At 57.6% G+C, this 22260-nt stretch carries 17 protein-coding genes and 1 tRNA gene; 10 read left to right on the top strand and 8 right to left on the bottom strand.

Annotation, left to right across the window (positions count from 1 at the left end; translation table 11 throughout):
• Positions 1 to 9 precede the first annotated feature (9 nt).
• From HMPREF1627_RS06430 to HMPREF1627_RS06420, 3 genes are all read right to left on the bottom strand, one after another.
• A complete protein-coding gene (locus tag HMPREF1627_RS06430; protein ID WP_034502182.1) occupies positions 10 to 1803 on the bottom strand; it encodes an HSP90 family protein in 1794 nt (597 codons plus the stop codon).
• Positions 1804 to 1815: 12 nt separating this feature from the next.
• Complete coding sequence (locus tag HMPREF1627_RS06425) at positions 1816 to 2775, bottom strand: DMT family transporter (protein WP_052040873.1); 960 nt, start codon at positions 2773 to 2775, stop codon at positions 1816 to 1818.
• A 131-nt stretch (positions 2776 to 2906) separates the two neighbouring features.
• Entirely contained in the window at positions 2907 to 5939 is a 3033-nt protein-coding gene (locus tag HMPREF1627_RS06420) for a tetratricopeptide repeat protein (RefSeq protein WP_034502180.1), read from the bottom strand.
• A 210-nt stretch (positions 5940 to 6149) separates the two neighbouring features.
• On the opposite strand from HMPREF1627_RS06420, the gene HMPREF1627_RS10225 reads away from it, so the two are divergent.
• From HMPREF1627_RS10225 to HMPREF1627_RS10220, 3 genes are read left to right on the top strand one after another with little or no spacing between them, the layout of a single operon-like run.
• Complete coding sequence (locus tag HMPREF1627_RS10225; protein ID WP_081940785.1) at positions 6150 to 6374, top strand: FeoA family protein; 225 nt, start codon at positions 6150 to 6152, stop codon at positions 6372 to 6374.
• Positions 6371 to 8401 carry a ferrous iron transport protein B gene (gene feoB / locus HMPREF1627_RS06415; protein ID WP_034502177.1) on the top strand — a complete coding sequence of 677 codons (2031 nt, stop codon included), beginning with the start codon at positions 6371 to 6373 and terminating at the stop codon, positions 8399 to 8401. The genes HMPREF1627_RS10225 and feoB overlap by 4 nt, the downstream gene beginning before the upstream one ends.
• Entirely contained in the window at positions 8398 to 8646 is a 249-nt protein-coding gene (locus tag HMPREF1627_RS10220; RefSeq protein ID WP_072456447.1) for a hypothetical protein, read from the top strand. The genes feoB and HMPREF1627_RS10220 overlap by 4 nt, the downstream gene beginning before the upstream one ends.
• Positions 8647 to 8737: 91 nt before the next feature.
• On the opposite strand, the gene HMPREF1627_RS06410 is transcribed toward HMPREF1627_RS10220, so the two are convergent.
• The gene (locus tag HMPREF1627_RS06410) at positions 8738 to 10426 is read right to left on the bottom strand and encodes a formate--tetrahydrofolate ligase (RefSeq protein ID WP_034502175.1); all 1689 of its coding nucleotides are present in this window, start codon (positions 10424 to 10426) and stop codon (positions 8738 to 8740) included.
• A gap of 115 nt (positions 10427 to 10541) precedes the next feature.
• On the opposite strand from HMPREF1627_RS06410, the gene HMPREF1627_RS06405 reads away from it, so the two are divergent.
• Together HMPREF1627_RS06405 and HMPREF1627_RS06400 are read left to right on the top strand one after the other, a co-directional pair.
• Complete coding sequence (locus HMPREF1627_RS06405; protein ID WP_034502172.1) at positions 10542 to 14618, top strand: hypothetical protein; 4077 nt, start codon at positions 10542 to 10544, stop codon at positions 14616 to 14618.
• A gap of 15 nt (positions 14619 to 14633) precedes the next feature.
• A complete protein-coding gene (locus HMPREF1627_RS06400; RefSeq protein ID WP_034502171.1) occupies positions 14634 to 14870 on the top strand; it encodes a hypothetical protein in 237 nt (78 codons plus the stop codon).
• A 74-nt stretch (positions 14871 to 14944) separates the two neighbouring features.
• On the opposite strand, the gene mscL is transcribed toward HMPREF1627_RS06400, so the two are convergent.
• Complete coding sequence (gene mscL / locus HMPREF1627_RS06395) at positions 14945 to 15337, bottom strand: large conductance mechanosensitive channel protein MscL (RefSeq protein ID WP_034502170.1); 393 nt, start codon at positions 15335 to 15337, stop codon at positions 14945 to 14947.
• Between the two features lie 179 nt (positions 15338 to 15516).
• Positions 15517 to 16131: a 5-formyltetrahydrofolate cyclo-ligase gene (locus HMPREF1627_RS06390; protein ID WP_234305272.1), complete on the bottom strand. Its 615-nt coding sequence runs from the start codon at positions 16129 to 16131 to the stop codon at positions 15517 to 15519.
• Between the two features lie 29 nt (positions 16132 to 16160).
• Here HMPREF1627_RS06390 and HMPREF1627_RS06385 point away from each other — a divergent pair, with 29 nt between their 5' ends.
• The 5 genes from HMPREF1627_RS06385 to HMPREF1627_RS06365 all read left to right on the top strand — a co-directional run bounded on the left by HMPREF1627_RS06385 (position 16161) and on the right by HMPREF1627_RS06365 (position 20356).
• Entirely contained in the window at positions 16161 to 17120 is a 960-nt protein-coding gene (locus HMPREF1627_RS06385; RefSeq protein WP_034502407.1) for a UTP--glucose-1-phosphate uridylyltransferase, read from the top strand.
• Complete coding sequence (glp, locus tag HMPREF1627_RS06380; protein ID WP_034502167.1) at positions 17120 to 18349, top strand: gephyrin-like molybdotransferase Glp; 1230 nt, start codon at positions 17120 to 17122, stop codon at positions 18347 to 18349. The genes HMPREF1627_RS06385 and glp overlap by 1 nt, the downstream gene beginning before the upstream one ends.
• Positions 18350 to 18361: 12 nt before the next feature.
• On the top strand, positions 18362 to 19060 hold the full coding sequence (locus tag HMPREF1627_RS06375; RefSeq protein WP_034502166.1) for a GNAT family N-acetyltransferase: 699 nt from the start codon (positions 18362 to 18364) through the stop codon (positions 19058 to 19060).
• A gap of 354 nt (positions 19061 to 19414) precedes the next feature.
• Entirely contained in the window at positions 19415 to 20212 is a 798-nt protein-coding gene (locus HMPREF1627_RS06370; protein WP_234305271.1) for a hypothetical protein, read from the top strand.
• 71 nt (positions 20213 to 20283) lie between these two features.
• A tRNA-Ala gene (locus HMPREF1627_RS06365) sits at positions 20284 to 20356 on the top strand.
• A 159-nt stretch (positions 20357 to 20515) separates the two neighbouring features.
• On the opposite strand, the gene HMPREF1627_RS06360 is transcribed toward HMPREF1627_RS06365, so the two are convergent.
• The gene (locus tag HMPREF1627_RS06360) at positions 20516 to 21922 is read right to left on the bottom strand and encodes an alanine/glycine:cation symporter family protein (RefSeq protein ID WP_034502164.1); all 1407 of its coding nucleotides are present in this window, start codon (positions 21920 to 21922) and stop codon (positions 20516 to 20518) included.
• A gap of 126 nt (positions 21923 to 22048) precedes the next feature.
• Positions 22049 to 22260 (bottom strand): hypothetical protein (locus tag HMPREF1627_RS10795; protein WP_234305270.1); only part of this gene is annotated, 212 nt, incomplete at its 5' end.

Genomic DNA, 22260 nt, shown 5'->3' with positions numbered 1-22260 from the left:
ATGGGCCGATCAGTTGGAGGTGTCGTCGAGTGCGGAATCAAGGAGTGAGCCAAGGAGCTGCGCAGCCCACGCGCGTTCCTTGGGTCCCAAAGTTTGGCGTCCCGCCAAGAGGCTCTGGACGTAGAGTCCGCGCAGAACATTCGAGGCCGTCTGCGGGACACTGCTTGCGTGGATCAGTCGCGTGATCAGCGAATTTGAACGGTTCAGTACCAAACGGGGTGGCTTAGAATTTGCGAAAGGATCGCTGACCCCCATGATCCCCGCCCACATCTTCGAGGCCTGTGCCTGAGAATTGCGCTGGACGTGGCGTCCCGCGAAATCCGGGTCCGGCAGATAGAGCGCGGGAAGAGTCAGAGGGGTAAAGCGGCGAAGGACAACTTCGCAATCCGAGGGGTCAATCGCCTGGGCGGCAATGAGCATGAGGTCCATTGCTTCGGCTTGCTCGGATAAGGTGCATTCTTCGAAAGCATCAAGAAGCTCAGAGGGGTCAACCAAGCGAATCTTCTGGGCAATCGTCGAATAGCGAGGGTCGGTGAGCAGTGCGTTAATGAGCTCTTCGTCGTAGGCGTAGCCTGCGTTGACCAGAACCATCGACTGAGAGGCCGCGACGTCTGCCAAGGCGCGGTATTGGTCGACAGTGCGCGTGTATCGGATCGACTCGTGTGACGCGAGGAGATCCAAGAGGGGAAGCGTTCCGACAGTGCTTTCCAGGGGAACATAACGCGCAGTCAAATCGAGCATGTAGGGGTCGCGAACTGCGACCGCACGCAGGCCCATTGCGTGGATCGAAATAAAGTCATTGAAACGACTGGGGGAGTTCTCAGCCATATCTTCGAGCCACTGACGAATTGACGAACCAATTGCTTGGCGAGTGTTTTCTAAAAGTTCGTCATCGCTGAGCTGCTCGCGCGAAGCGGTCAGGCGCAGGTAGTTCGAATTACCAATAAAGCGAACGAAATATGCCCACTGGGGAACGATCCCTTCGCACGCACGCGACACCAGCATCTTCTTCGCGTAGACCGTGTGGTGATCGGAAGAAAGAGCGTTGGGGCGCTGGGAAACGATCGCGATGCCCTTCACTCCGGCTGCGGGGACATCAATGGGAATGATGTCCATGCCCGAAGATCCCAAGTGTTCATCGCACCACTGCTGCTGGGCGGCTGGTTCGAGTTCCCACACGGGGGTCTCATTGCCGTGGAAAGTTGCGGCCGAATCGGAGCGAACTTCGATGGAAATCGGAAGAAGCGAGGCGAATTCGTCGACGAGTGCGCGGACTGTATCGGGGTCAATCCATGGCTCCCCGGGGTGAGCCTCCAAGACGACCTCGGTTCCGGGTTCACCCAAATTATGGGGATCGCCGGGGCCGAGCGGCTGAGTCGTGTAGGTGCCCTCCGTCTTTCCTTGCCAAATGACGGTGGGGGAGTTGGCGGACTTTGCCGAGCGCGAGTAGACGGTGATCGAATCGGAGATCATGAAGCAGGAGAGCATCCCGATGCCAAATTGACCGAGGAAGTCACTGCGTGCCATGCCAAGTTCGTCGCGCTTGGAGGAAGCGCCGATTGTCGAGAGGAGGCCTGCGGCTTCTTCTTCGGTGAGGCCAACTCCGCTGTCACGGCACTTGAGGATGCGCCCTTCGATGGTGATAGTGACGCGGCGCGGACACCCGGGGTCGAGTGCGCTGCGGGCTTCGATGGCGTCGAGGCCGTTTTGGAGAAGTTCACGGATGTAGACGCGTGGGCCGGAGTACAGATTACGAGAGAGAAGATCGACCATTCCTCTCAGGTCCACTTGGAAAGTTGACATCCCTGTCCCTTCTTAATGACGGCCGGAACGCTGGCGAAGACGCTTGCGCTCGTGGTTGTTTGATCGCTTCAAAGATATAAGATCTTTGAGACTGACAATGATAACGCCCGCAAGGATGAGGGCCATTCCTGAAATGTCGAGCAGCGTGAAGTGCGTACCGACAAGGAGGAAAGAGAAGAAAGCTGCCGAGATTGGTTGAAGGCAGGAAATGAGGCTTGCACGCACCGGACCGATATCGCCGACTCCCTGCAAGAACAAGCTGAAGGCGAAGGTTGTCCCGATGATGACCAAACCGGCCATGGCAAGGATCGACATGAAGTCCCAGGTGATGGAGTAATTCCATACCCGTACGATGAGTCCCAAGATAATGCCGCCGATGATGAATCCGTAAGCAACGACTAATTCGCTCCCGTAACGGCGAATGAGCTTGACGGGAATAAGGGTGTACAAGGCGAAGCCAATCGCACTTGCGAGGCCCCAATTCAGGGCTTGAGTTGAAATCACCAAGGAATCGATGTTGCCGTGCGTTGCCAAGATAAACGTTCCGAAGAGGGCAAAGATAATTGCAAAAAGTTCGGTGTATTTGGGGAGCCTGCGCGCAGTGATGCAGACGAAGAGAACGATGAGGATAGGGCCGAGGAACTCGATGACTGTTGCCGTACCCGCATTGGAATAGCCAATGGCTACCACGTAAGTCAGTTGGCTGGCTGCAAGCCCGAAGACGGAATAGATAACCATGGGAAGATAGCTCCTGCGGTTGTGGAGCAGCTTCTTGTGGAGCTCAGAGATTCCACGGTCTTTGATCAGGAGAAAGAGCATTGTCGTTGGTGCAGCAAGGAGCATGCGAATGGCCGTGAGCCAATAGGGATCGGCCTGGTACTCCTTCATGAGGAACTCGCTACAGACCCCTGAGAAGCCCCATGCGATCGAGGCAAAAATAGTAATAACGTACCCGCGGGCTCGCTTGTTCATGGTCTTCCTCAACGTACAGTGCCAGCCACATCAGTCTAGTGTGTTTTTGATACATCTGTACCACCTTGCACGATGCGGACGGGGGGCCAGTACTTGAAAGTACTGGCCCCCCGTATTGCGTTCTCCGCTTCTTAGCCGTCTGAATCCTCGCGAGGTTCTTCGGCGTCGATCATTTCTTGAATAGTGCGGATCAAAGCGCGAAGCCTTGTTCCTTTGATCGTCGCAAGCTTGTTGACTTCGGTGGTTTCTGCGATGCACTCGCGTAATCCGTCAAAGTTCCCCATTGTGAGATAGCACTGAGCCATGGCGTGCATGGGGTACCCAAAACCGTCGTATTCTCCGAGTTCTCGGTATTCGTCAAGAGCCAATCGTAGGTGTTCGATAGCGCCGACTGGATCGCCGCAGTTCAAGGTGACCCACCCTTGCGTGTAGTTCACATCAGCCCTGAGAACTCTGAGTCGACGAGTGATGTCCTCGCCGGCAGCTGGCGCAATGAGTTCTCGAGCGCGATCCAAAACCTGGTTTGCGCGTCTTTCATCCTCCTCGCTGACACGTCCAGGCGTTCCGACGATCACGGCAGCTTCCTGGCGGAGCCAGCGGCACTCCTCGTCGACATCTTCCAAGTCATGGCAGATCTCTGCGGCCATATGTGCGGCAGTGGCTTTTGCCAAACGGTCATCCATTTCTCGGGCTGCATGGAATGCGGTTTCAGTCAGGCTCAGTGCGAACAGCGGATAGTCGCGCTCGCGCAAGGATCGTGCCTCTGTGACTGCCAGATCGTAGGCGTCTTGGAATTCGTTGAGGCGCCAGTAGATCTGTGCCAATGATGGAGCCAGTTCTCCCCGTCGTGCCTGGAAATAAGGCGAATCTTCGAGTGCGCCCATGGCTTCTTCAAAGATTTCGACAGCCTCTGAGATGCGGTCCTTCTGAACAAGTGCGTTGGCGAATATAGGGCCAGCAAGTGGGATATACACCCGGGTTGGGAAAGAATGAACGATCTCGCTCAATCGGCGCCCCTGCGCAAGTGCCTCGTCATATTGCCCTGCGGCGATAGACCCGGCGCAAATGATCGCGCGACCGATGATGGCAGTGTAGGGGTCACACATTGGGCTGACCCGCATGGCTTTGTCGGCGTATTGACATGCCTTCATGTACTCATCTCGTTCGCGTTCCATCTGTGCCCGTTCTAGGAGCACATTGATGGTGACGCGGTCAGGAGAAGTTGCATGGCGGTTGAAAGCACGTTCGAGACTTTCGTACAGATCGTAACCGGCGCTTGCTTCCTCGTACTCCCTGCAGCTACTGCACATCGATGCTGCGGTTGCGATCGCTGAACTGATGATGTCAAGATCGCGGGCCTGGCCAGCACCTCTATTCAGCTGGTTAACTACTGCTGAAATAAGGAGCCGATGCGTGCGGGCAGCCTCGACGGCGCGCGTCTTGATGTCGTCTGGGACCGCTTGGTTACGAATGTAGTAGTAGTCGACCTCGATGTAGGAGCGTCTGATTGCAAGCAGGCTCTCATAAAGCTGCTTGCGTCCAAGAGACGCGTTCTTTCCCATGAGCTTGGAGAAGAAACCGGGGGAAACAATGTCGGGATCGTCGGGAAGCTGTGAAATGATCTCTGATACCCGAGAGACGATTTTCTTTGCATTGTCGTACTCGCGACGCATGATCAAAGCAGCGCAGGCGAACTGGCTGAAGAATATCGCATCCTCATCTGCGTACTGGATGTCCATCACCGACTCATCCATGCAGATGACGCGGTCAATAATGAACTGGCGCTCGACATCGAAACCAGTTATTCCGCAGCGCTTCAGGAAACGATCGTAGCCTTCTTGCACTGTTGCTGGAACAGAGAAAGGCGTGAGATCGACGGGCGGATAGGGATCCGTATCGTCGGTGGTGCGAACCTTGTCTTGACGAATGAGATGGGTTGCGTACTTTCGGGGTTTATCAACATCGCTCGTCGAAATTCCTTCGGGAAGAGCCTCTCGTTCCCCGGCAATTTCGAAGGTCCAGGTCTTCGTCGCGAGTTCTTCCGCATCATCATCGAAAGTATGCGCATCAAGAACTTCTTTCGCGCTGGCGGTGAAGAAGTCATTCCCGTTACGAGTGTCAAAAAGCTTGGCGACCGCTAGGAGCCAATCAGCGAGCTTTTCGGCAACCTCGGATAGGGGAGTATTTGCATCGAGGCGTGGCCCCTCGCACCACTGAGACTGGCCTGTGCACAGTGCTCGGAAGGATTCTTGTCCGCGGCCGCGATCGCTGGCCTCGCGAGCAGCCAAAGCCGCTCCCTTAAGGTAATCAAACAAACGTGCGCAGCTCTCGGCCTGCGAGGTCAAAGCAATGGAATCGCGCAAGATCTCAAGGGCACGCTGCCAGCGTCCCGAACGCACGAGAAACTCCATGTGCGTTCCCAAGATGTCCATGTACCTGGCGGAACGTCGGTGATGACGATAGGAACGCACGTGTGATTCCCACGCGGCGGCAGGGCGCCCGGACATGAGGAGGGGAATCATCGAAGCAGCTTGGATTCCCGCAGGCTGATTCCCACAGCCTTCAGTGGTGTCAAGCAAAGGAACCGCAGTGGCAACTGCACGCTCCCAATCCTTCGTAACCGTGGCCTCGGTAATCTGGCGTTCGGGATCGCACAGCGCGCAATCGGAGACGGAATCACGCGGGGTGGCGCGCCATTGAACGAGCTCTTCGTGTGCTTTTTCCGGATCGCCCATGCCCAGTGCCAGGGTAAAGCGGCTTCCATGCACAGAATGCATAGAAAAACCCTGATCTTGGAAGAAACGTCCCAGGCCTTCGGAGAGCTCGAGAGCCTGCTCGCGCGAAACTGCGGGATTTCGGCCGGCAGCGGTGACGGCGTTCTTGTAGAGCCATGCGAGGTCATGGACTTGGTCAGCGTCGAAAGCTGCGGGGTTTTCTTCGAATCTTGTCAGGCACCAGGCAGTAGGTGCGAGTGCTTTCCACTCTTCGTTCCCCTGCTGGTAGCACAGCGCAAGTTCAAGATAGACCTCGAGCTGCAAGGCTTCTTCGCCTTCGAGGGCATCTGCCAGAACGGCAGCCTGTGCAACTTCAGCACTTCGGGTTGGTCCCCAGGGCATGCTTGAGGTGCGTTTCAGGATATCTTTGACTTCTTGAATACTGCTCATGGCCGTATCGTTCCTAACCGTCGATGAAAAGATCAGGGCGTGTAATGCGACTTGGGTCCATAGTAGCTGGGAGTTGTCAGAAGACTAAAAGTGCTCTTTTGAGACGCATTGAAGCGATTGTGCGGAAGTTAGTCGCGCAATAAGCGCGCAATTTTTGCTTGAGGGACAAAGGTGTTACTTGTGTGGGTAATGCTTGCCTAACCTTGCTATATGCAACTATCACAATTTCCTTTGCGGACTCGGGCGCGTCTGGGAAATATGGACATTCCGTCAGAACACCGACTCCGCCTGTATGAACTTGGAGTTCGCCCCGGAAGCGAATTCTTCATCGTCAACAAGGCTGCTTTCGGTGGCCTCGTCGTCAATATTGCTGGCGCGCGCGTCGCAGTTGATCGTCGCAGCGCCCGAGCGATCGAAGTGGAGGAAATCGCATGAGCTGCCCACACTGCTCACCCGCAGCCGAGGTCGCGGTACTCGACACGCCGAGCTCTAGCGGCGGGGAAACGACCATTGTCCTAGTCGGAAATCCGAACGTTGGAAAATCGACTCTTTTCAATGCAATTACCGGTGCACGCCAGCACGTTGTCAACGCCCCCGGCACCACCGTTGAAATGAAGCGTGGCGTCTGGAAGGCACTTGGCGCCAACCTCATTGATCTTCCCGGAACGTACTCCTTGATTGCTTCTTCGCCCGACGAGCAGGTTGTTAGCGATACTCTCAGCGGCGCACCCGGCTCCTTCACTGATCCTCGGACCGGACGCAAGGTCGATCTTGCCGTTGTTCTGCTTGACGCAAGCGCAATGACGCGTTCGCTGTACCTGCTAGGGCAGGTCGCTCAAGCAGGGCACCCTGTTGTTGCAATTGCGACCATGGTTGATGTCTCTGAAAAGGACGGCCAGAAGTACCCCGTTGACAAACTCGCAGAGGAATTGGGAATCCCCGTTCTGGCCGTAGACCCGCGCCACTTGGACAACTCCGATTTCATCGAGGGCGTGATCCGCAATTCCTTGGCTCATCCGGCACGTCCGAAGGGCTTGCCTGTCAACGCTGCAGATGGAAGCTGCACCTGTGGATGCGGTGGACTCACCCAAGCGGATGAGCTCTTTGCCTGGGTTGACAAGGTTGAGACAGCAGTCGTCGGTGAGCCCCAGGGAGACCCGACCCTGTCCACCTCGGACAAAATCGACCGCGTTTTGCTCAACCCGTGGATCGGCATCCCGATCTTCTTCGCCCTCATGTGGCTCCTCTTCAAAGTCGCAGGCGAATGGGTTAGCCCCGTCCAGGACTTCTTCGACCACATCTTCTCCTCAACGGATGAAGGCTTCCCCTCTCTAGCGAATGGAATTACCTACCTCCTCACGCTCGGTGGACTTCAAGACGGTTGGCTTCACAGCTTCCTCATTGGTGGTCTATGCACCGGTTTGGGTGTGGTTTCTTCCTTCATTCCCCTGATGTTCATCATCTTCTTGATGATTTCCATCCTGGAAGACTCCGGTTACATGGCACGCGCCGCCTTCCTTGGTGACCGCGTGATGCGTGCGATCGGCCTGGATGGCCGCGTGATCTTGCCGCTCATCATGGGATTTGGCTGCAATCTGCCGTCACTGGCGGCAACGCGTACGCTTCCCAACACCGCCCAGCGAATTGTCACGACCATCATTACGCCCTACACCTCGTGTGCAGCGCGACTCACCATCTACCTGATGATCGCCAGGATCTTCTTCCCCGATAACGCTGGAACAGTGATCTTCTCGCTCTATGTGCTCTCGCTCATCATGGTGATCTTGGGTGCGCTTGTTCTCAAGCCCTTCTTCACGAAGAAGACCACGACATCTCCACTGTTCCTCGTGCTTCCCGCGTATCAAGTTCCGCGCGTTTTCGTGATTTTGCGGACCACGTGGCTGCGTGCGTGGGCCTTTGTGAAGGGTGCCGGCAAGATCATCTTGGCGATGACCTTCGTTGTGTGGCTCATGGGTGCAATTCCCATGGCGGGGAACTACTCTTTCGCTGATTCCGAACTCCCCATGGAAGATTCCCTCTACGGGCGCACCGCCCAGGTGCTTGAGCCAGTGTTCAAGCCCGCTGGTTTTGGTGAATGGCACATGACCGGCGCTCTCATGACTGGCTTCGTTGCGAAGGAAACGGTGATTTCCTCGATCGTCACTTCCTACAATATGGATCCCGAAACCGAGGGCGGTGACGCTGAAGACGGCGGCGATGACTTGGGTTCGCTTCCCACTCTGGTCACTGAATCTTTCGAAAAGTCCGCGGGAGATGCAGCACCGGTCGCTGCCTATGCCTTCTTGGTCTTCGTCCTCACCTACACCCCGTGTATGGCGACAGTAGCTGAACAGGTCCGCCAGATTGGTGGCAAACTCACAGCAGCGGCGGTTGGCGTCCAACTTGTCAGTGCGTGGGTCCTTGCCGTTGCCGTCTTCCAGATCGGACGCCTGATCCTGTGACTGCATCATTTGTCTCCCCAGCCCAGCGTCTCAAAGAGGCGTTGGCACGGGGCTGTACTCTCGAGGCCGCCGCTCAGCGGGCGAAAGTATCGCTCGCCTTTGCGACCGTGGTCGTCGAAGATATGCAGCGCCGAGGCCAAGCCGCCAGTGCTCAGTCGCTGTGTGCTTCGGGCTTGGGTGCGTGCCACGGGAATAAGACTCCCGAGGTGATGCTTCACTGTTCGGGATGCCCTCTGGTCATCTAGTACCCGCCCGAGCTCAATCAACAAGAAGGCTCCCTGTCGACCTGCATGAAGCAGTGATCGACAGGGAGCCTTCTGATCAGCCGCTTTAGGCTTACTTCACCCCGGTGATGACGCCGTCCTCGGTGAGTTCAATGCGCTCTGCTGCGGGGTGAGCAGACAAACCTGGCATGGTCGACAAGGTTCCCGAGATTGCGTAGACGTAGCCCGCACCCGCTGCAAGACGGACTTCACGGATTGGAAGCGTCCACCCGGTAGGAGCGCCCTTTGCTTGAGGATCGGCGCTCAGCGACATCGGAGTCTTAGCAACGACAACCTTCAGATTCCCATAACCTGCCTCTTGATATTCCTTGAGGCGCTTGGCTGCTGCAGGGGTGTAATCAACACCTGCCGCACCGTACATCGCAGCAACCTTCGCGATCTTTTCTTTTAAGGAATCCTCATCCTCATAGAGGGGGTGGACTGCGGAAGGATCGGATTCTTCACAGGCTGCCTGCACTTCGCGTGCCAAAGCACGGGCGCCCTCACCGCCTTCGACAACGCCCAAGGAACGCGCCACGCGCACCCCGGCCTCGGCGCAGATCGCCTCGATCTCAGCCAACTCGGCCTCGTGATCGGTGGGGAAGACGTTAATGGCAACCACGGGGTTCAGGCCAAAACCGCGAACGATCTCGATGTGCTTGAGAAGGTTTGCACTTCCCACGCGCACCTCCTCAACATTTTCTTCCACCATCGCCTCGGGAAGAGCCTTCCCCGGGGCAAGCTTGTAGTGACCCGAGTGAGACTTGAGCGCGCGAACCGTCGTGACGATGACCGCACAATCGGGGCGTAAGCCACCCAGAGGGCACTTGATGTTGAAGAAACGCTCGGCGCCCATATCTGCACCGAATCCTGCTTCGGTCACAACAAAGTCGCTGTGCTGGCCGGCAAGAAGATCCGCGATCACCGAGGAACATCCCGTCGCAATATTTCCAAAGGGCCCGGTGTGCACCAAAACGGGGCTTCCCTCGGTGGTGCGCAAAAGATTCGGGCTCAGCGCATCACGCAAAAGCGCCGCCATCGCCCCCGCAGCCTTAAGGTCCTCTGCGGTCACGTATTCTCCGGCCTCGTTTTGACCGATAACGATGCGGCCAAGGCGCTCACGCAGGTCACGATAAGAGGTCGCTAGGGACATGATGACCATGACTTCGCTGGCTGCAGTGATATCGAAAGAAGCTTGGCGAGTCACTCCGTCGATTGCCCCGCCCAGGCCGGTTACGACGTGGCGCAGAGAGCGATCATTGACGTCAAGGACGCGAGGCCACGTGATCGAACGCTCCTTGAGGTGCAGCTCATTTCCTTGGTGGAGGTGATTGTCAATCATTGCGGACAGGAGATTGTGTGCCGCGGTGATTGCGTGGAAGTCTCCGGTCAGGTGCAGATTCATCTTCTCGAATGGCAATACCTGGCTCTTACCGCTGCCCGCTGCTCCTCCTTTGACGCCGAAAGTCGGGCCCATTGAGGGCTGGCGAATAGTCAGGGTCGCGGAGGCACCTTCCAGGGCTAGACCCTGAACCAAGCCGATTGCGGTTGTCGTCTTGCCCTCGCCATAGGGGGTCGGGGAGGTAGCAGTGACAACGACATAGTGGGCACGCTGAGGGGCAGAGACATCGAGTGCCTCGAGATCGACCTTCGCAAGGTCAAAACCGTAGGGACGCAGGTGCTCGCTGGGGATTCCAGCTCGTTCGCCCAGCTCCACCAGTGGGGCCAATTTGGACGCAAAATCAGTTGCAACAGTGCTCATGGGGATAGCTTAAAGCACCGACTCTCTTGGGACCGGGCGGCCCAAGTGCTGGGAAAATGTTCCCTTACGGCGCTTTGTCCCCGGTGAGCCCAGCCTTTTCTATTACGGTGGTTTTGTGGCCGTAAATTTCTTTTCTCGATCGACGCAAGATTCCCCGCGGGAGCAGGAACAGTCCTCTTCCGAGATGCCGAGTGCACCCAGCGACCATGTTGTCCAAGAATGGCGTGCGCAATTGCGCCAAATTACCTCAGAAGAAGGCGGAAACACTTTCCCGCGATTGACCGTATCTGAGGCGCATCCCGGCGGCCTGGCTCAACTGTATGCGGGGCGGCCCACGAAACTCTCCAGCCTCATCCGAGAAAGCGCTGCGCACAAGCGCGCCTTGGAGCGCGCGCGTTCCTTGGTTTCCTTCGCCCATGAAATGGCGATGCGCCACGGAGTTGCTCCCGTCCACATCGCGATCGGACACGCGCAGTGGGGGGAAGGCGAGGCCCGCACCAGTGCGCCGGTTTTCTTGCGTCCCCTGCGCCTGAGTCTTGAAGGCGACGATGTCGTCATTACCTTGCGTCACGGGATGGAACTGTCGGCCGCATTCGAAGACGCACTCGCGGAAAAGAACGTCCACATCGACATGGACGAGGTCGCGCACCTGTCCACTCAGACACACGGTTTTTCGGCCTCGGTTGTCTTGGACCACGCGCGTCAAGCCGCCTCGGTGCTTGACAACTTTGATGTACGCGAAGAACTGACCATCGGCATTTTTGAGCACCCGGCCGCACTTCTGCTTCGTGAGCTCGATCGTCCCGCTCACTTGATGAAGAATCGTATTATTCGCGCTCTGGCTGGGGATGCGGCTGCGCGTAGTGCCATTTCGGGGCCTCTTCCCGAATCGAACCCCAGTGATCGCGACCCCGATGAGGAACGCGGTGCGGGTGACCTAACCCCGAAGCAACAAGATGTTGTCGAGGCCGTCGCGGGTGGTTATTCCTTCATCGTTGATGCACCATCGGGAGCGGATGATGCTTCTTTGATCGCGGCGATTATTGCCGATAGCGCCGCGAATGGCCGCACGGTGGTCCATATTGCAGGATCGCCTTCGCGGACCTTGGCCGTGCACGGTCGCCTTCGCGACTTGGGCGTGGACGAGGCCGCGGTTCGTATCGACGGTTCTAACGCGTCTGATGCGACGCTGGGTCTTCAGCTCATTCATGCCTCGCAAGATCTGACCTCGGTTGAGGACAGCGCTGAGGTCGCAAAGATGCGCGCTCGTTTGCGTAGTGTTCGCCAGACGCTTTCGTCCTACACGACCTACCTGCATCGCCCCTTCAAGCAGTTTGGGGTCAGCGCATTTGATGCCCTCCAGGTTCTCACCGACCTGACGGCGACCAAGCCAGCGCCGCGTACTCGTGTGCGTTTGAGCGAAGAGATCCTCATTGAGATCGCTTCTGACCAAGGTGCGCGTGCCCGCGAGCTCCTCCACGAGGCCTCGTCCTTGGGAGTGTTTTCGCGCAATGCGCAGGTGGGCCCGTGGAAGGGGATCGTCATTGGTTCCCAGGAGCAGGTTCCCGACGTCCTTGAGCGCGTGAATCGCCTTGCGAAGGAAACTCTGCCTGAGCTTCGTGTGCTGATTGCCTCTGTCGCGGGAGAGACGGGGATTTCTTCGGCGGTCAATATGCGTCAGTGGTACGACCAACTTGCTATGTTCGAGGGGGTTCGTGAGGTTCTCGACGTTTTCCAACCGCGGGTCTTTGAGCGTTCCGCGGCCGATATGGTCATTGCGACCGCCTCGAAGAAGTGGCGTCAAGAGCACGGTATTTCCATGCCCCGCTCACAGCGCGTCCGCTTGGTCAAGCAGGCGCAGGACATGCTGCGTCCGGGAAGCCATGTTGAGGACTTGCATCGTGCGCTGTTGACCGTTCAGGAGCGCCGCGATGTGTGGCGTCAGCACTGTGATAGCGACGGCTGGCCGAAGCTGCCATCGAACTTGGCTCAGGCCGCTGCCCTCACTCACGAGGTTGCCGAGGATCTCGCGCACCTGAACCCCATGTTCGTTACCGCTCATGGCGATCTGGAAATGATGCCAATCGTTGATTTGGCCAAGCTTTGCGAGCGCCTGAGTGCCGATCCTGAGGGCGGCTATGAATTGCCGCGTCGCGTCGCGGTCTTGAAAGAACTGGCCGAGTTGGGGCTGGAGCCTTTGACACGCGATCTTCGTGGCCGTCACGTTGATGACGACCAGCTGGACGCCGAACTCGATCTTGCGTGGTGGGCTTCCATCCTTGGTCTCATGCTGGCGACGGACTCTCGTTTGGGTGGCTTTGATCCTGCGGTCCTTGAGCAGGCTTTGACTGAAGGACGCGAACTGGATCGTCAGCAGGTCGCCTCCTTGGTTCCGCAAGTGATCTCACGCCTTCGCCGAGGCCGAACCCAAGCCGTTGCGAACGATCCTCAGGCTTTGAGCGCGCTTGAATTAGCTGTCAATGACCAGCATGCGCTGACCTCGTTGTATGCGCAGTTCCCCTTGGCGTGGGATTTGATCCCGGCGGTCTTGACGGTTCCGACTCTTGTCCCGCAGATTTTGCCGGAGAATCATCAGGTCGATGTTGTCATCTTGGATGACGTTGATGCGCTGCCTTTGGCGGAGCTTGTTCCGATCATTTCGCGTGCTTCTCAGGTCGTTCTTTTCGCTGATCTTGCTCAAGAACACGTCGATGATTCGGTTGCGGCTCTTTCCGAGGTTCTTCCGCACCTGCGCATGGAAGTACGCCCGACTCGTTTGAACGACCAGATGGCGCTCCTGCTTGCGCGTTACCGCGTTGATCACACGGGTGTTCCGGTTCCGTGGACTTCCGCCAGTGCTCCCGTAACAGCGATTTGGACCGAGGGGACGGGTATGCCGACCCCCGGTAGCGAGGCTGTTGAATCGACCGCGGTGGAAGTGGATGCCGTCGTCGAAGCTGTTCTCGAACATGCGACGACTACTCCTGAGCGTTCCCTCGCAGTGGTCGCCCTGAACTCGCAGCATGCGGAGAGGATCCGCAGCCAGCTCATGCGGACGATCGGCGCAGAGCCCGGCTTGGCCTCGTTCTTCGATCCCGCACGCGTGGAGCCCTTCGTGGTTGTCGACCCCGATGGTGCACGAGGCCTGGGCCGCGACCACATCATCATCGCTGTCGGTTTTGCGAAGACCCCGCACGGTCGCGTGATCCACCACTTCGGCGTCTTTTCTTCCCCCGCGGGAGCGGGCGTGATGGCCGATGTCTTGCGTTCTGTGCGCGGAGACCTCACCGTCGTGTCCTCGATTCGCCCCGAAGAAATCGATACGTCCCGCCTGTCCCAGCGTGGTGCGCTGATGCTCGTCGATCTCCTTGAGATTGCCCGAGGCCAATCCGGGGTTGGTATTGATTCGTGGCCGACCCTGGATATTGAACCTGATCGACTGCTCATTGATCTTGCGGATCGACTCTACGGCCTCGGTCTTGAAGTCGTGGCAAACATCGGGATTCCCGGTGGATTGCGGATTCCGCTGGCGATCGGGCATCCTGAGGTTCCGGGGCGTCTGCTCCTTGCAGTGCTTACCGATGATGACGAATACGTTGCGCAGCCCTCGCTGCGTGTGCGTGATCGCCTGTGGCCCGCGATGCTTGAAGCACAGGGCTGGAAGGTCCACATTGCCTTGTCGATGGCGGTGTTCATCGATCCAGCGAAGGAAACAGATCGGATCGTCCAGCTGGTTTTGGATGCCGTCGACGAGATCAACGGTCCCGCTGTTCCCGTGATGGAGCTTCCTGAGAATCCAGATGCTGAGTTCGGTGCGAATGCTTCTGAGGATGCCGATCTAGCGCCTATTTCTGAAGAAAATGCAGCAGATGACCATGCTGGCGAGGCACGTCAGCGTCGCGATGAATGGGTTGAAGACACTCAGGGTGGGGAGGGTGACCTTCTTGCAAGCGATATCGAGGCCGAGAGTGCGCGCGGCGAGCGTCCTGCGATTGCTCGTGGGCTTCCCCTTGCCGCCTACAGTGATGATCAACTCGATGAGATCGCGCAGTGGGTTGCCTCTGATGGAGTAGAGCGCAGCGAGGAAGAATCAGTCGATGAGCTTTGGCGCGCTCTCGGTCTGACGCGCCGTGGTGCCCAGACTGATGCTGTCTTGCGTCACGTTGTTCGTAGGAATACGAGCGCAAAGTAATAAGGCAGCTGAAAAATGAGTGAAGCCGGTCAGGGGAGCGTGCGGCGGCGAGCACGCAGGCGTGTGCTCTACGTCAACGAGGTGGATTTACGCTTGAGTGACCAGGGGATTCCCACTTCTCTTGAGGAACGAGTGAGTGATCAGGAACGCCAAGACGCTGCCGATAAGGCTCATATTGTTGGCGAAGCGGATCAGTCGAATACTCGGCGGTTGAAAGAGAACGTGCCTCCGCACGCGCAAGCACGGATCTAAGCGGCGCTGTTGAGTATAAAAACGGTGGTGGCAACCAAATGGTTGCCACCACCGTGACGTTTTCAGGCAAACAATCAGTTGTTGTTCTGAGCCTTAAGCAGGTCGCGGATCTCCGAGAGCAGCTGAACATCTTCGCTGACCTCGGGGGTCTCCGCATCTTCTTCCTTCTTGCGGCGAGCTGCCAGCGCGTTCATCGGCAAGACGATGAAGAAGTACAGAGCGAAGGCAACGAGCAGGAAGTTCACGAGCGCAGTGATGACGGTACCGGGCTTAACGGTTGCTGTGCCAACGGCGAAGTGGAAGACATCATCGAAGTTCTGCTCGCCAAAAAGACCACCGATGAGGGGGTTGATGACGTTGGTGACCAGTGCGGTGACGACTGCGGTGAAGGCAGCACCGATCACCATGCCGACGGCAAGATCAATGGCGTTTCCGCGGGAAATGAATTCCTTGAAGCCCTTAAGCATGGATTTCTCCTTGAGTTGTATTTTCAGCTCTGAGTCCAGCAGGTTTCACCGAACTCGCACGTGTTGCGTGACGCGTATGCGTCAACCAAGGAAAAAGCCTAGCGAGAAAAAGAATGCCGAGGGAAGCCCTAAACAAGCAGTTTTCCTCACAAAATGCGGCACTGTTTTGCAGGAGTTACTCATTGCGCTTTCAGATTAATAAAACGTGTGGGCGTGAGAACCCCATCGACGGCCATGTCGTGTGCTTCACGGGGAAGTAGGTCTCCCATATATTCCCAGTCAAAAACGCAAGCAATTACGGGAGTCTTTGCGGATATGAACCGCAGAGCACGGTCGTACCACCCGCCCCCTTGTCCCAGCCGAGTCCCCGCGCGGTCGACTGCAAGCCCCGCCACCAAAACGACTGATGCGGTAGCAATGGCCTCGGGCCCGCGAAGCTCAGCGGTACTTTGCGACGGAAAAAGAGGATTGGGGCGAATGAGCGAATTCTCTTCTGTGTGGAGTGACCACGCCACTTCTTTCAGAAGGCGCCCATCACTCTGACATAAAACGGGTAGGAGAATCGGATTGTGCGCGCCCACAATGCCGGTGATATCCGGTTCTTTCTCCATGGGGTAGAAAGCTGCAACTGGGTGTTGGGGACTTGGATGAATATCGAATTCAGTCAGTGCGCGTTGCCAATTAAGCAACAAATGTTCACCTTCGTGCGGGCGGCCTCGCTGGCAACAATACGCATCGCGGTGGGCGCGAATCTTGCGGCGAATTGAGTCTTTATGCACGGTAATGTCGCTCATGTGCCCTTTCCTCCGCTACTGTGGTCATCATGACAGATCGAAATGTACCTGTGCGTCACGCGGTCGTCCCGGCCGCCGGACGCGGCACCCGTTTCCTGCCGATCACAAAGTCTGTGCCCAAGGAAATGCTGCCTGTCGTTGACCGCCCTTCAATTGAATATATCGCTCGTGAGGCAACGGATGCCGGCATCGACGATATGCTCTTCGTTACTCGAACCGGCAAAGAATCCATCGAAGCCTACTTCGATGCCGATCCCGGCCTCGAGCATGAACTGGAGAAGGCAGGCAAGGATGAACTTCTTGCCCTCTCTCGTGAATACCTCCAGCTTGCGCGCATGCACTCCGTGCGTCAGGGACACCCCCTGGGATTGGGACATGCAGTTTTGCAGGCTCGCCAGCACGTCGGTGATGCTCCCTTTGCTGTGATGCTTCCCGATGACCTCATGCACCCCAACTCCACCTTGCTCAAGCACATGATCGATGTGCGCCACGCTCTGGGCGGTTCGGTTGTTGCCCTTCTGCGTGTGACTCCCGAGCAGGCGACGGCATACGCCTCGACCTCGGTCACCCCCCTGGCGATCCCCGAGGGCGTCTCCCTCAACGAGGGTGAGCTCATGCGCATCGACCGCGTCGTTGAGAAGCCCCCGCTCGAAGAAGTCATGAGCGAGTACGCGGTTGTCGGCCGCTACGTCTTCGACCCTGCAATCTTCGAAGAACTCACTCGAATCGAGCCCGGTCGCGGCGGCGAATACCAGCTGACCGACGGTTTTGCTCGCCTGATCGATCGCGATCCGGCAGATGGCGGCGGCCTGTACGGCGTTGTCGTCAACGATCGTCGCTTCGACACCGGCGACAAGCTGGGCTACCTCGAGGCCAACATTGCTTTGGCTCTGGAGGACCCGAAGCTCGGCCCGCAGCTCGCGGACTTCCTCGTCCACGAGGCTGGATCGCAGATCAAGGATCGCCTCGCGAAGGTGCTGGGTCTGTAATGCGCTCGGTCGCTGACTTCTATCAAGACTGTATTTCCGCTGTCGGACAGCAGCCCCCTCTGGATGTTCAACTTCCAGATGCTGTTGGTTGCGTCCTAGCAGAAGATGTCCAAGCTCCTTTCAACCTCCCGGTTGCTGATCTGGCTGCGTGCGATGGCTATGCGGTTGCTGCTGCCGATCTCGAAGGTGCTCGCCCGGACGCCCCGGTTGTGTTACCGGTAACGGAAGAAATCCGCGCGGGAGATATTCACCCCGCAGCCCTCATTCGCGGTCGTGCAATCCGAATCGCTTCGGGTGCGCCCATGCCGCAGGGGGCGGATGCAGTTCTTGCTCTGGAATTCAGCGACCACGGTGTCTCCAAGGTTTCCGCCAAGACACAGCCCGCGGTGGGCGAAAATATTCGCCGCAAAGCTGAGGACGTGGAAGAAGGAACTGTTGTTCTTCGCGCTGGGACCCGCGTGGGAGCTCGCCAGGTTGCTCTTCTTGCCGGGGTTGGCCGTTCGCGAGTGCTGGTCCATCCTCGACCTCGAGTGGTGATCCTGTCGATCGGTGACGAAATCGTTGAACCGGGACGCGAGGCGCGTCCGGGAACGGTTTTTGACGCCAACGGTCATGCGCTCTCGACGGCTATTGCTGACGCGGGAGCCCAGACTTTCCGCGTGTCGGCGGTCCCCGACGAGCGCTCGGTCCTTCGTGAAACGATCGAAGATCAGTTGGTGCGCGCTGACCTGATTTTGACGACCGGCGGTATTTCTTACGGCAGTGGCGATACTGTGCGCGAGGTTCTCTCTGCGCTGGGCACGGTTCGCTTTGACTCAGTTGCAGCTTGGCCCGGGCACATCCTTGGTGTAGGTACCGTTGGTGGAGATGACCAGGGGCGTGCGGGAACGCCTATTTTCTGCCTCCCTGGTGACCCGGTTTCTGCCCAGGTGTGTTTCGAGGTCTATGTGCGTCCCGCTCTGCGTCACATGCAGGGCTGGACTGTACTCAATCGTCCCAGCGTTCAAGCTCGAGTGGACCGCTCGTGGTATTCGCCTCGCGGACGCCGTGAATTTGTGCGCGTGCGCCTGGTTGGTGACCCCCACAGTGGCTATCAGGCGAAGGTTATGGGAGCCCCGGCCTCGTTGCTGCTGTCTGCATTGGCCGAATCCAATGCTCTCGCGGTTGTTCCCGAAGACGTGACGAATGTGCGCGTTGGGGATACCCTGCGCTGCATGGTTTTGGACTAATAGGTACCGCAGATGAATCTGCGTTCACTTTTTGCGCCGACTCAGGTGTGGGGTCGCGATCCTTCGTTTTTCAGCGTCCGGATTTCGGATCCGGTTGGTGAGGGTTTTCTCCATGAGAATCCTGACGCGCCCAACCGGCCAAAAATTGCGACGATCCGCCCACTTTTGGGTCATGATCATTCACGCGTCGATACGGTGCGCCGGGCCAACGCTCCGTGGCTAACCCCGTGGGATGCGACCTTGCCTGCGGGCGCCCGGGAAGAATTGCCGACACTGTGGGAGTACATGCGTCGCGCGGACCGAGACCAGCGCGAGGGGCATTCTTTGATTTTGATGCCCGAATTCGATGGGCGCCCGGTTGGTCAATTCACGCTTTCTCAAGTTCAGTGGGGCGCGATGAGTCAGGGGGTCCTGGGGTACTGGGTTGCTCAGGAAGCATCGCGTATGGGTCTTGCGTCTTTGGTTGTCTCCTACATGATGGACCTCGTGATCGGTGAACTGGGATTGCACCGCATTGAGGTCAATGTGCGCCCTGAAAATGAGCGTTCGTTGGGCTTGTGCCGCAAATTAGGTTTGCGCGAAGAGGGCTATCGCGAGCGCTATATGAATATCGCGGGTGTGTGGGCCGACCATGTGAGTTTTGCAATGGATGCTGAATCTCTTCCCGAAGGTGGAATGCTCACTTCCTTGTTTGGGAAAGGGCTTCGCTAGCCAATAATGGGGCAGGTGTGACAACTGTGAATAGTGTTGCGATCTTCAGGATTTCTTCTGCTATCGATTAAAGACACGCGCCCGCTCTAGCCGCTGATTGTAGCCTCGACGTTTTAGCGTGGGGGAGTGGTGTATGGCGGAGTTTTAGTTGCGATAGCAGTCCTTGTGAGCGTGGCGACCCTTCCATACCTCATTGCTCGTCGAAGCGCGATGATGCAGTCCCGAGAGAACGATCGGTTCTCTCCCAGCTTGCGTCTCGTCGAATCAACTAGCGTCACTTCTATCGATCATTGCGCCTCCGAGTCGCCCAAACTTCTCAGTGGCACACGTCCCGTTCAACGAAGGAGCTCACCAGTGGCACACAATGCTCCAGTCATTTCCGTCGAGGCCGCCCGTGCGCGCAGCCGCGGAGTGCGTGAGATTTCCGCGTTGCGTGCACGTCGTGCCGCTCGCTTGAGTGCCGAGGCCGCAGCCGCCAGGCGCCGCATGCTCCTTGTTGCGGTGGCGGGGCTTGCGACTCTGATTCTCGCAGGTTCAGCGGCTGCGACATCACTGTCGTGGATCTGGCCCGTTCTTCCTTTTGCTCTGGGGCTTGCGACGATAGCTTTCTCGCGCGCATGTGCTGTGCGTTCCCAGCGGATGGGCGAAGAAGAAGTAGCCCAGCTTCACCGTTTGCGCGATCAACTCTCGCGTTCGACAACTGAGGCCAAGGTAACCGTTCAGGCCGAAGCTGTGGAAGCCAAGCAAGTTGCTGAGGCTGAAGCTTCCGATTCGTTTGAGTCCGAGGAACCCGCCGCAGAAGTGCCTGCGGAAGCTCCGCTCGAGGAAGTTTCGGCGCAGGAAAGTACCGATGCCCAAGTGAGCGTGGCCTCGGAAATTCAAGAAGAGGTTCCCGCACCGGTTGAGCGCCGCACATGGACTCCGGCAGCGATCCCCGCACCGACCTATGCAATGCGCGCTCGTTTGAGCGGCCGAATTGTCCACCCCGATACGGATATCCGGGGAATTCCACGAGTGGATGCTCGTATCCCTGCTCGTCCGATTGCAGCTGGTCCTGTGGCGCAGGATGCGCGCTCGACTGAAGAAGTTGTTGCCTTCGAATCGGTCGTGCTGGACGTCGAGGCCGCACTGGATTCTCGCATCGCGCAGTAGTCGAGCCACGGGGCTTTTCGCGGGCTCCGTTTGGCCAAATAGACTTCTCCCGCTATGATGGTGAGGTCCTTGGGGCTATGGCGCAGTTGGTAGCGCGTCTCGTTCGCAATGAGAAGGTCAGGGGTTCGAATCCCCTTAGCTCCACAAGTTGGGCCGGGTTTTAAACCCGGCCCTTTTTGTATGCGCCGCGCAGGCTGGCCGGGCTGTTGATCAAGATGCTGCTGGCTTACTTCGTACTGAAAAAAGTCTCGGCCGCCTCCTGAGGAAGCGGCCGAGACCCTGACTAATTTCGAGAGCGTGGAATCAGTCCTGCCAGTAATCCAACTTCTGGGTGATTCCAATGGTGGAAGCCCGGAAGCTGGGGTTAAGTCCCTGCTTGCGCTGCATCTGATAGTCCTTTGCGCATCGGATGGCCTTATTGCCCAGGATCACGATGACGGGCAGGTTAATGAGGGCCATCAACCCCATGAGGATGTCGCCGATGTTCCATGCGACCGAGAACTCCAGTAGTGCGCCAGCGAAAACCAGCAACGAGGCCACCGCGCGGAAGATCGTCAGGACCCAGTGCGGGGTGGGCTTGTCGCCAAAGAGGAAGCGCAGGTTCACCTCGGCGTAGTAGAAGTTGCCGACCAGGGTGGTGAAGCCGAAGAGCAAGAGAGCGAAGGTCGTGAAGGGGCCTGCGAAGGAACCGATTGTCGTCGCCATTGCGTTTTGGACCAGCGGTGCGCCCGTGACGTCTCCTGTGAGTTCGATATTCGAGGAGAGGATGACGAATGCGGTGATGGTGCAGATGATCATCGTGTCGATGAAGACCGAGAGCATCTGGACGAGGCCCTGTTTGACGGGGTGGGAAACCGAAGCAGAAGCCGCGGCGTTGGGGGCAGAACCGACACCGGCCTCGTTCGAGTACAAACCACGCTTAATACCGAGCATGACGGCGGAGCCAGCAAAACCGGAGAAGATCGCCTTGAAATCGAAGGCGCTAGCGAAGATTGATTCGAACATCGTGGGGATGTTGCGCCAATTCAATGCGATGACGACGATGCCGACGCTCAGGTAGACGATGGCCATGATCGGCACGAGGATGCCGGTGATGTCAGAGAGGCGACGAGTTCCGCCGAAGATCGAGCCGGCCATGGCCAGGCCGAGCAGTCCACCAATGATGTAAGGCGTGTAGCTGGCGTTGTACCAGCTGTATGCGCTGAAAGCCTGATTCACGTTGAAGGAAGCGAGGAGGTTGAATCCGCCCATGTAGGTGACGATCAGTGCAACGGCGAAGATGATTGCGAGGGTCTTGCTGCGCAGTGCGTCCTTGATGTAGTACGCGGGGCCACCGAAAGAGTGGCCGTGCGGGGAACGGCGCTTGTAGATCTGTGCGAGCGTTGATTCGATAAAAGCTGATGCGGCACCGATGGTTGCGATGACCCACATCCAGAAGACCGCGCCTGCCCCGCCCAGTGCGATTGCAGTTGCGACACCCGCGATGTTGCCGACGCCCACTCGCGAGGCCGTAGAGACCATGAGTGCGCGGAATGATGAGAAATCGCTTCCCTTCTCGGGCTTTTCCATGACGACGCGAATTGACTCGCCGAACATGCGCAGGGGGAGGGCCTTGGTACGGATAAAGAAGTACAAGCCCACACCGATCAGAAGAATGATCAGGATGTAGCTATACAGCGCAGTAGATATCGCATCCAAAATCGCCGACATGAGAACTCCTCGAACTATCTAAAAGCGCAGCACCAAGCCGTTTTCTGGCCTTGCGTAGGCGCTGCGAACTGAATGAGATAAGGGTATAGCAAAGGTAAAGAAATAGCAATGCCGGTAAAACTTCGTTCAATAAAATTGAGGTGTGTGCTGGTTCACGTGGTTTTGGTTTGACGTGGGGGGTGGTGGGTGTGTAGATTTTTCTCTTGTCGCCGCGGCCTTGGTGCTGTGGTGGTGGCCTTCTTTCTTGGCTTTTCCTGCTGGTTTTGGTGGGTTTGGTTGGGAGATGTGGGGGTGTTGTTTGTGAACTCGATAGTGTGTTTGTTTTTTGTTTTTATGCC

The organism is Actinomyces sp. S6-Spd3, from assembly GCF_000758755.1.
In the GTDB taxonomy this organism is placed as follows: Bacteria; Actinomycetota; Actinomycetes; order Actinomycetales; family Actinomycetaceae; genus Pauljensenia.
The sequence above is the reverse complement of the archived record's forward strand: the minus strand, read 5'-3'. Positions and strand labels throughout refer to the sequence as shown.

Bases quoted from the DNA above. Each gene is read 5' to 3' on its own strand.
- mscL (WP_034502170.1), bottom strand. From the start codon at position 15,337: ATGCTTAAGGGCTTCAAGGAATTCATTTCCCGCGGAAACGCCATTGAT.
- glp (WP_034502167.1), top strand. From the start codon at position 17,120: ATGCGCTCGGTCGCTGACTTCTATCAAGACTGTATTTCCGCTGTCGGA.
- feoB (WP_034502177.1), top strand. From the start codon at position 6,371: ATGAGCTGCCCACACTGCTCACCCGCAGCCGAGGTCGCGGTACTCGAC.
- HMPREF1627_RS06430 (WP_034502182.1), bottom strand. From the start codon at position 1,803: ATGTCAACTTTCCAAGTGGACCTGAGAGGAATGGTCGATCTTCTCTCT.
- HMPREF1627_RS06360 (WP_034502164.1), bottom strand. From the start codon at position 21,922: ATGTCGGCGATTTTGGATGCGATATCTACTGCGCTGTATAGCTACATC.
- HMPREF1627_RS06410 (WP_034502175.1), bottom strand. From the start codon at position 10,426: ATGAGCACTGTTGCAACTGATTTTGCGTCCAAATTGGCCCCACTGGTG.
- HMPREF1627_RS06375 (WP_034502166.1), top strand. From the start codon at position 18,362: ATGAATCTGCGTTCACTTTTTGCGCCGACTCAGGTGTGGGGTCGCGAT.
- HMPREF1627_RS06390 (WP_234305272.1), bottom strand. From the start codon at position 16,131: ATGAGCGACATTACCGTGCATAAAGACTCAATTCGCCGCAAGATTCGC.
- HMPREF1627_RS06420 (WP_034502180.1), bottom strand. From the start codon at position 5,939: ATGAGCAGTATTCAAGAAGTCAAAGATATCCTGAAACGCACCTCAAGC.
- HMPREF1627_RS06425 (WP_052040873.1), bottom strand. From the start codon at position 2,775: ATGAACAAGCGAGCCCGCGGGTACGTTATTACTATTTTTGCCTCGATC.
- HMPREF1627_RS06400 (WP_034502171.1), top strand. From the start codon at position 14,634: ATGAGTGAAGCCGGTCAGGGGAGCGTGCGGCGGCGAGCACGCAGGCGT.
- HMPREF1627_RS10225 (WP_081940785.1), top strand. From the start codon at position 6,150: ATGCAACTATCACAATTTCCTTTGCGGACTCGGGCGCGTCTGGGAAAT.
- HMPREF1627_RS06385 (WP_034502407.1), top strand. From the start codon at position 16,161: ATGACAGATCGAAATGTACCTGTGCGTCACGCGGTCGTCCCGGCCGCC.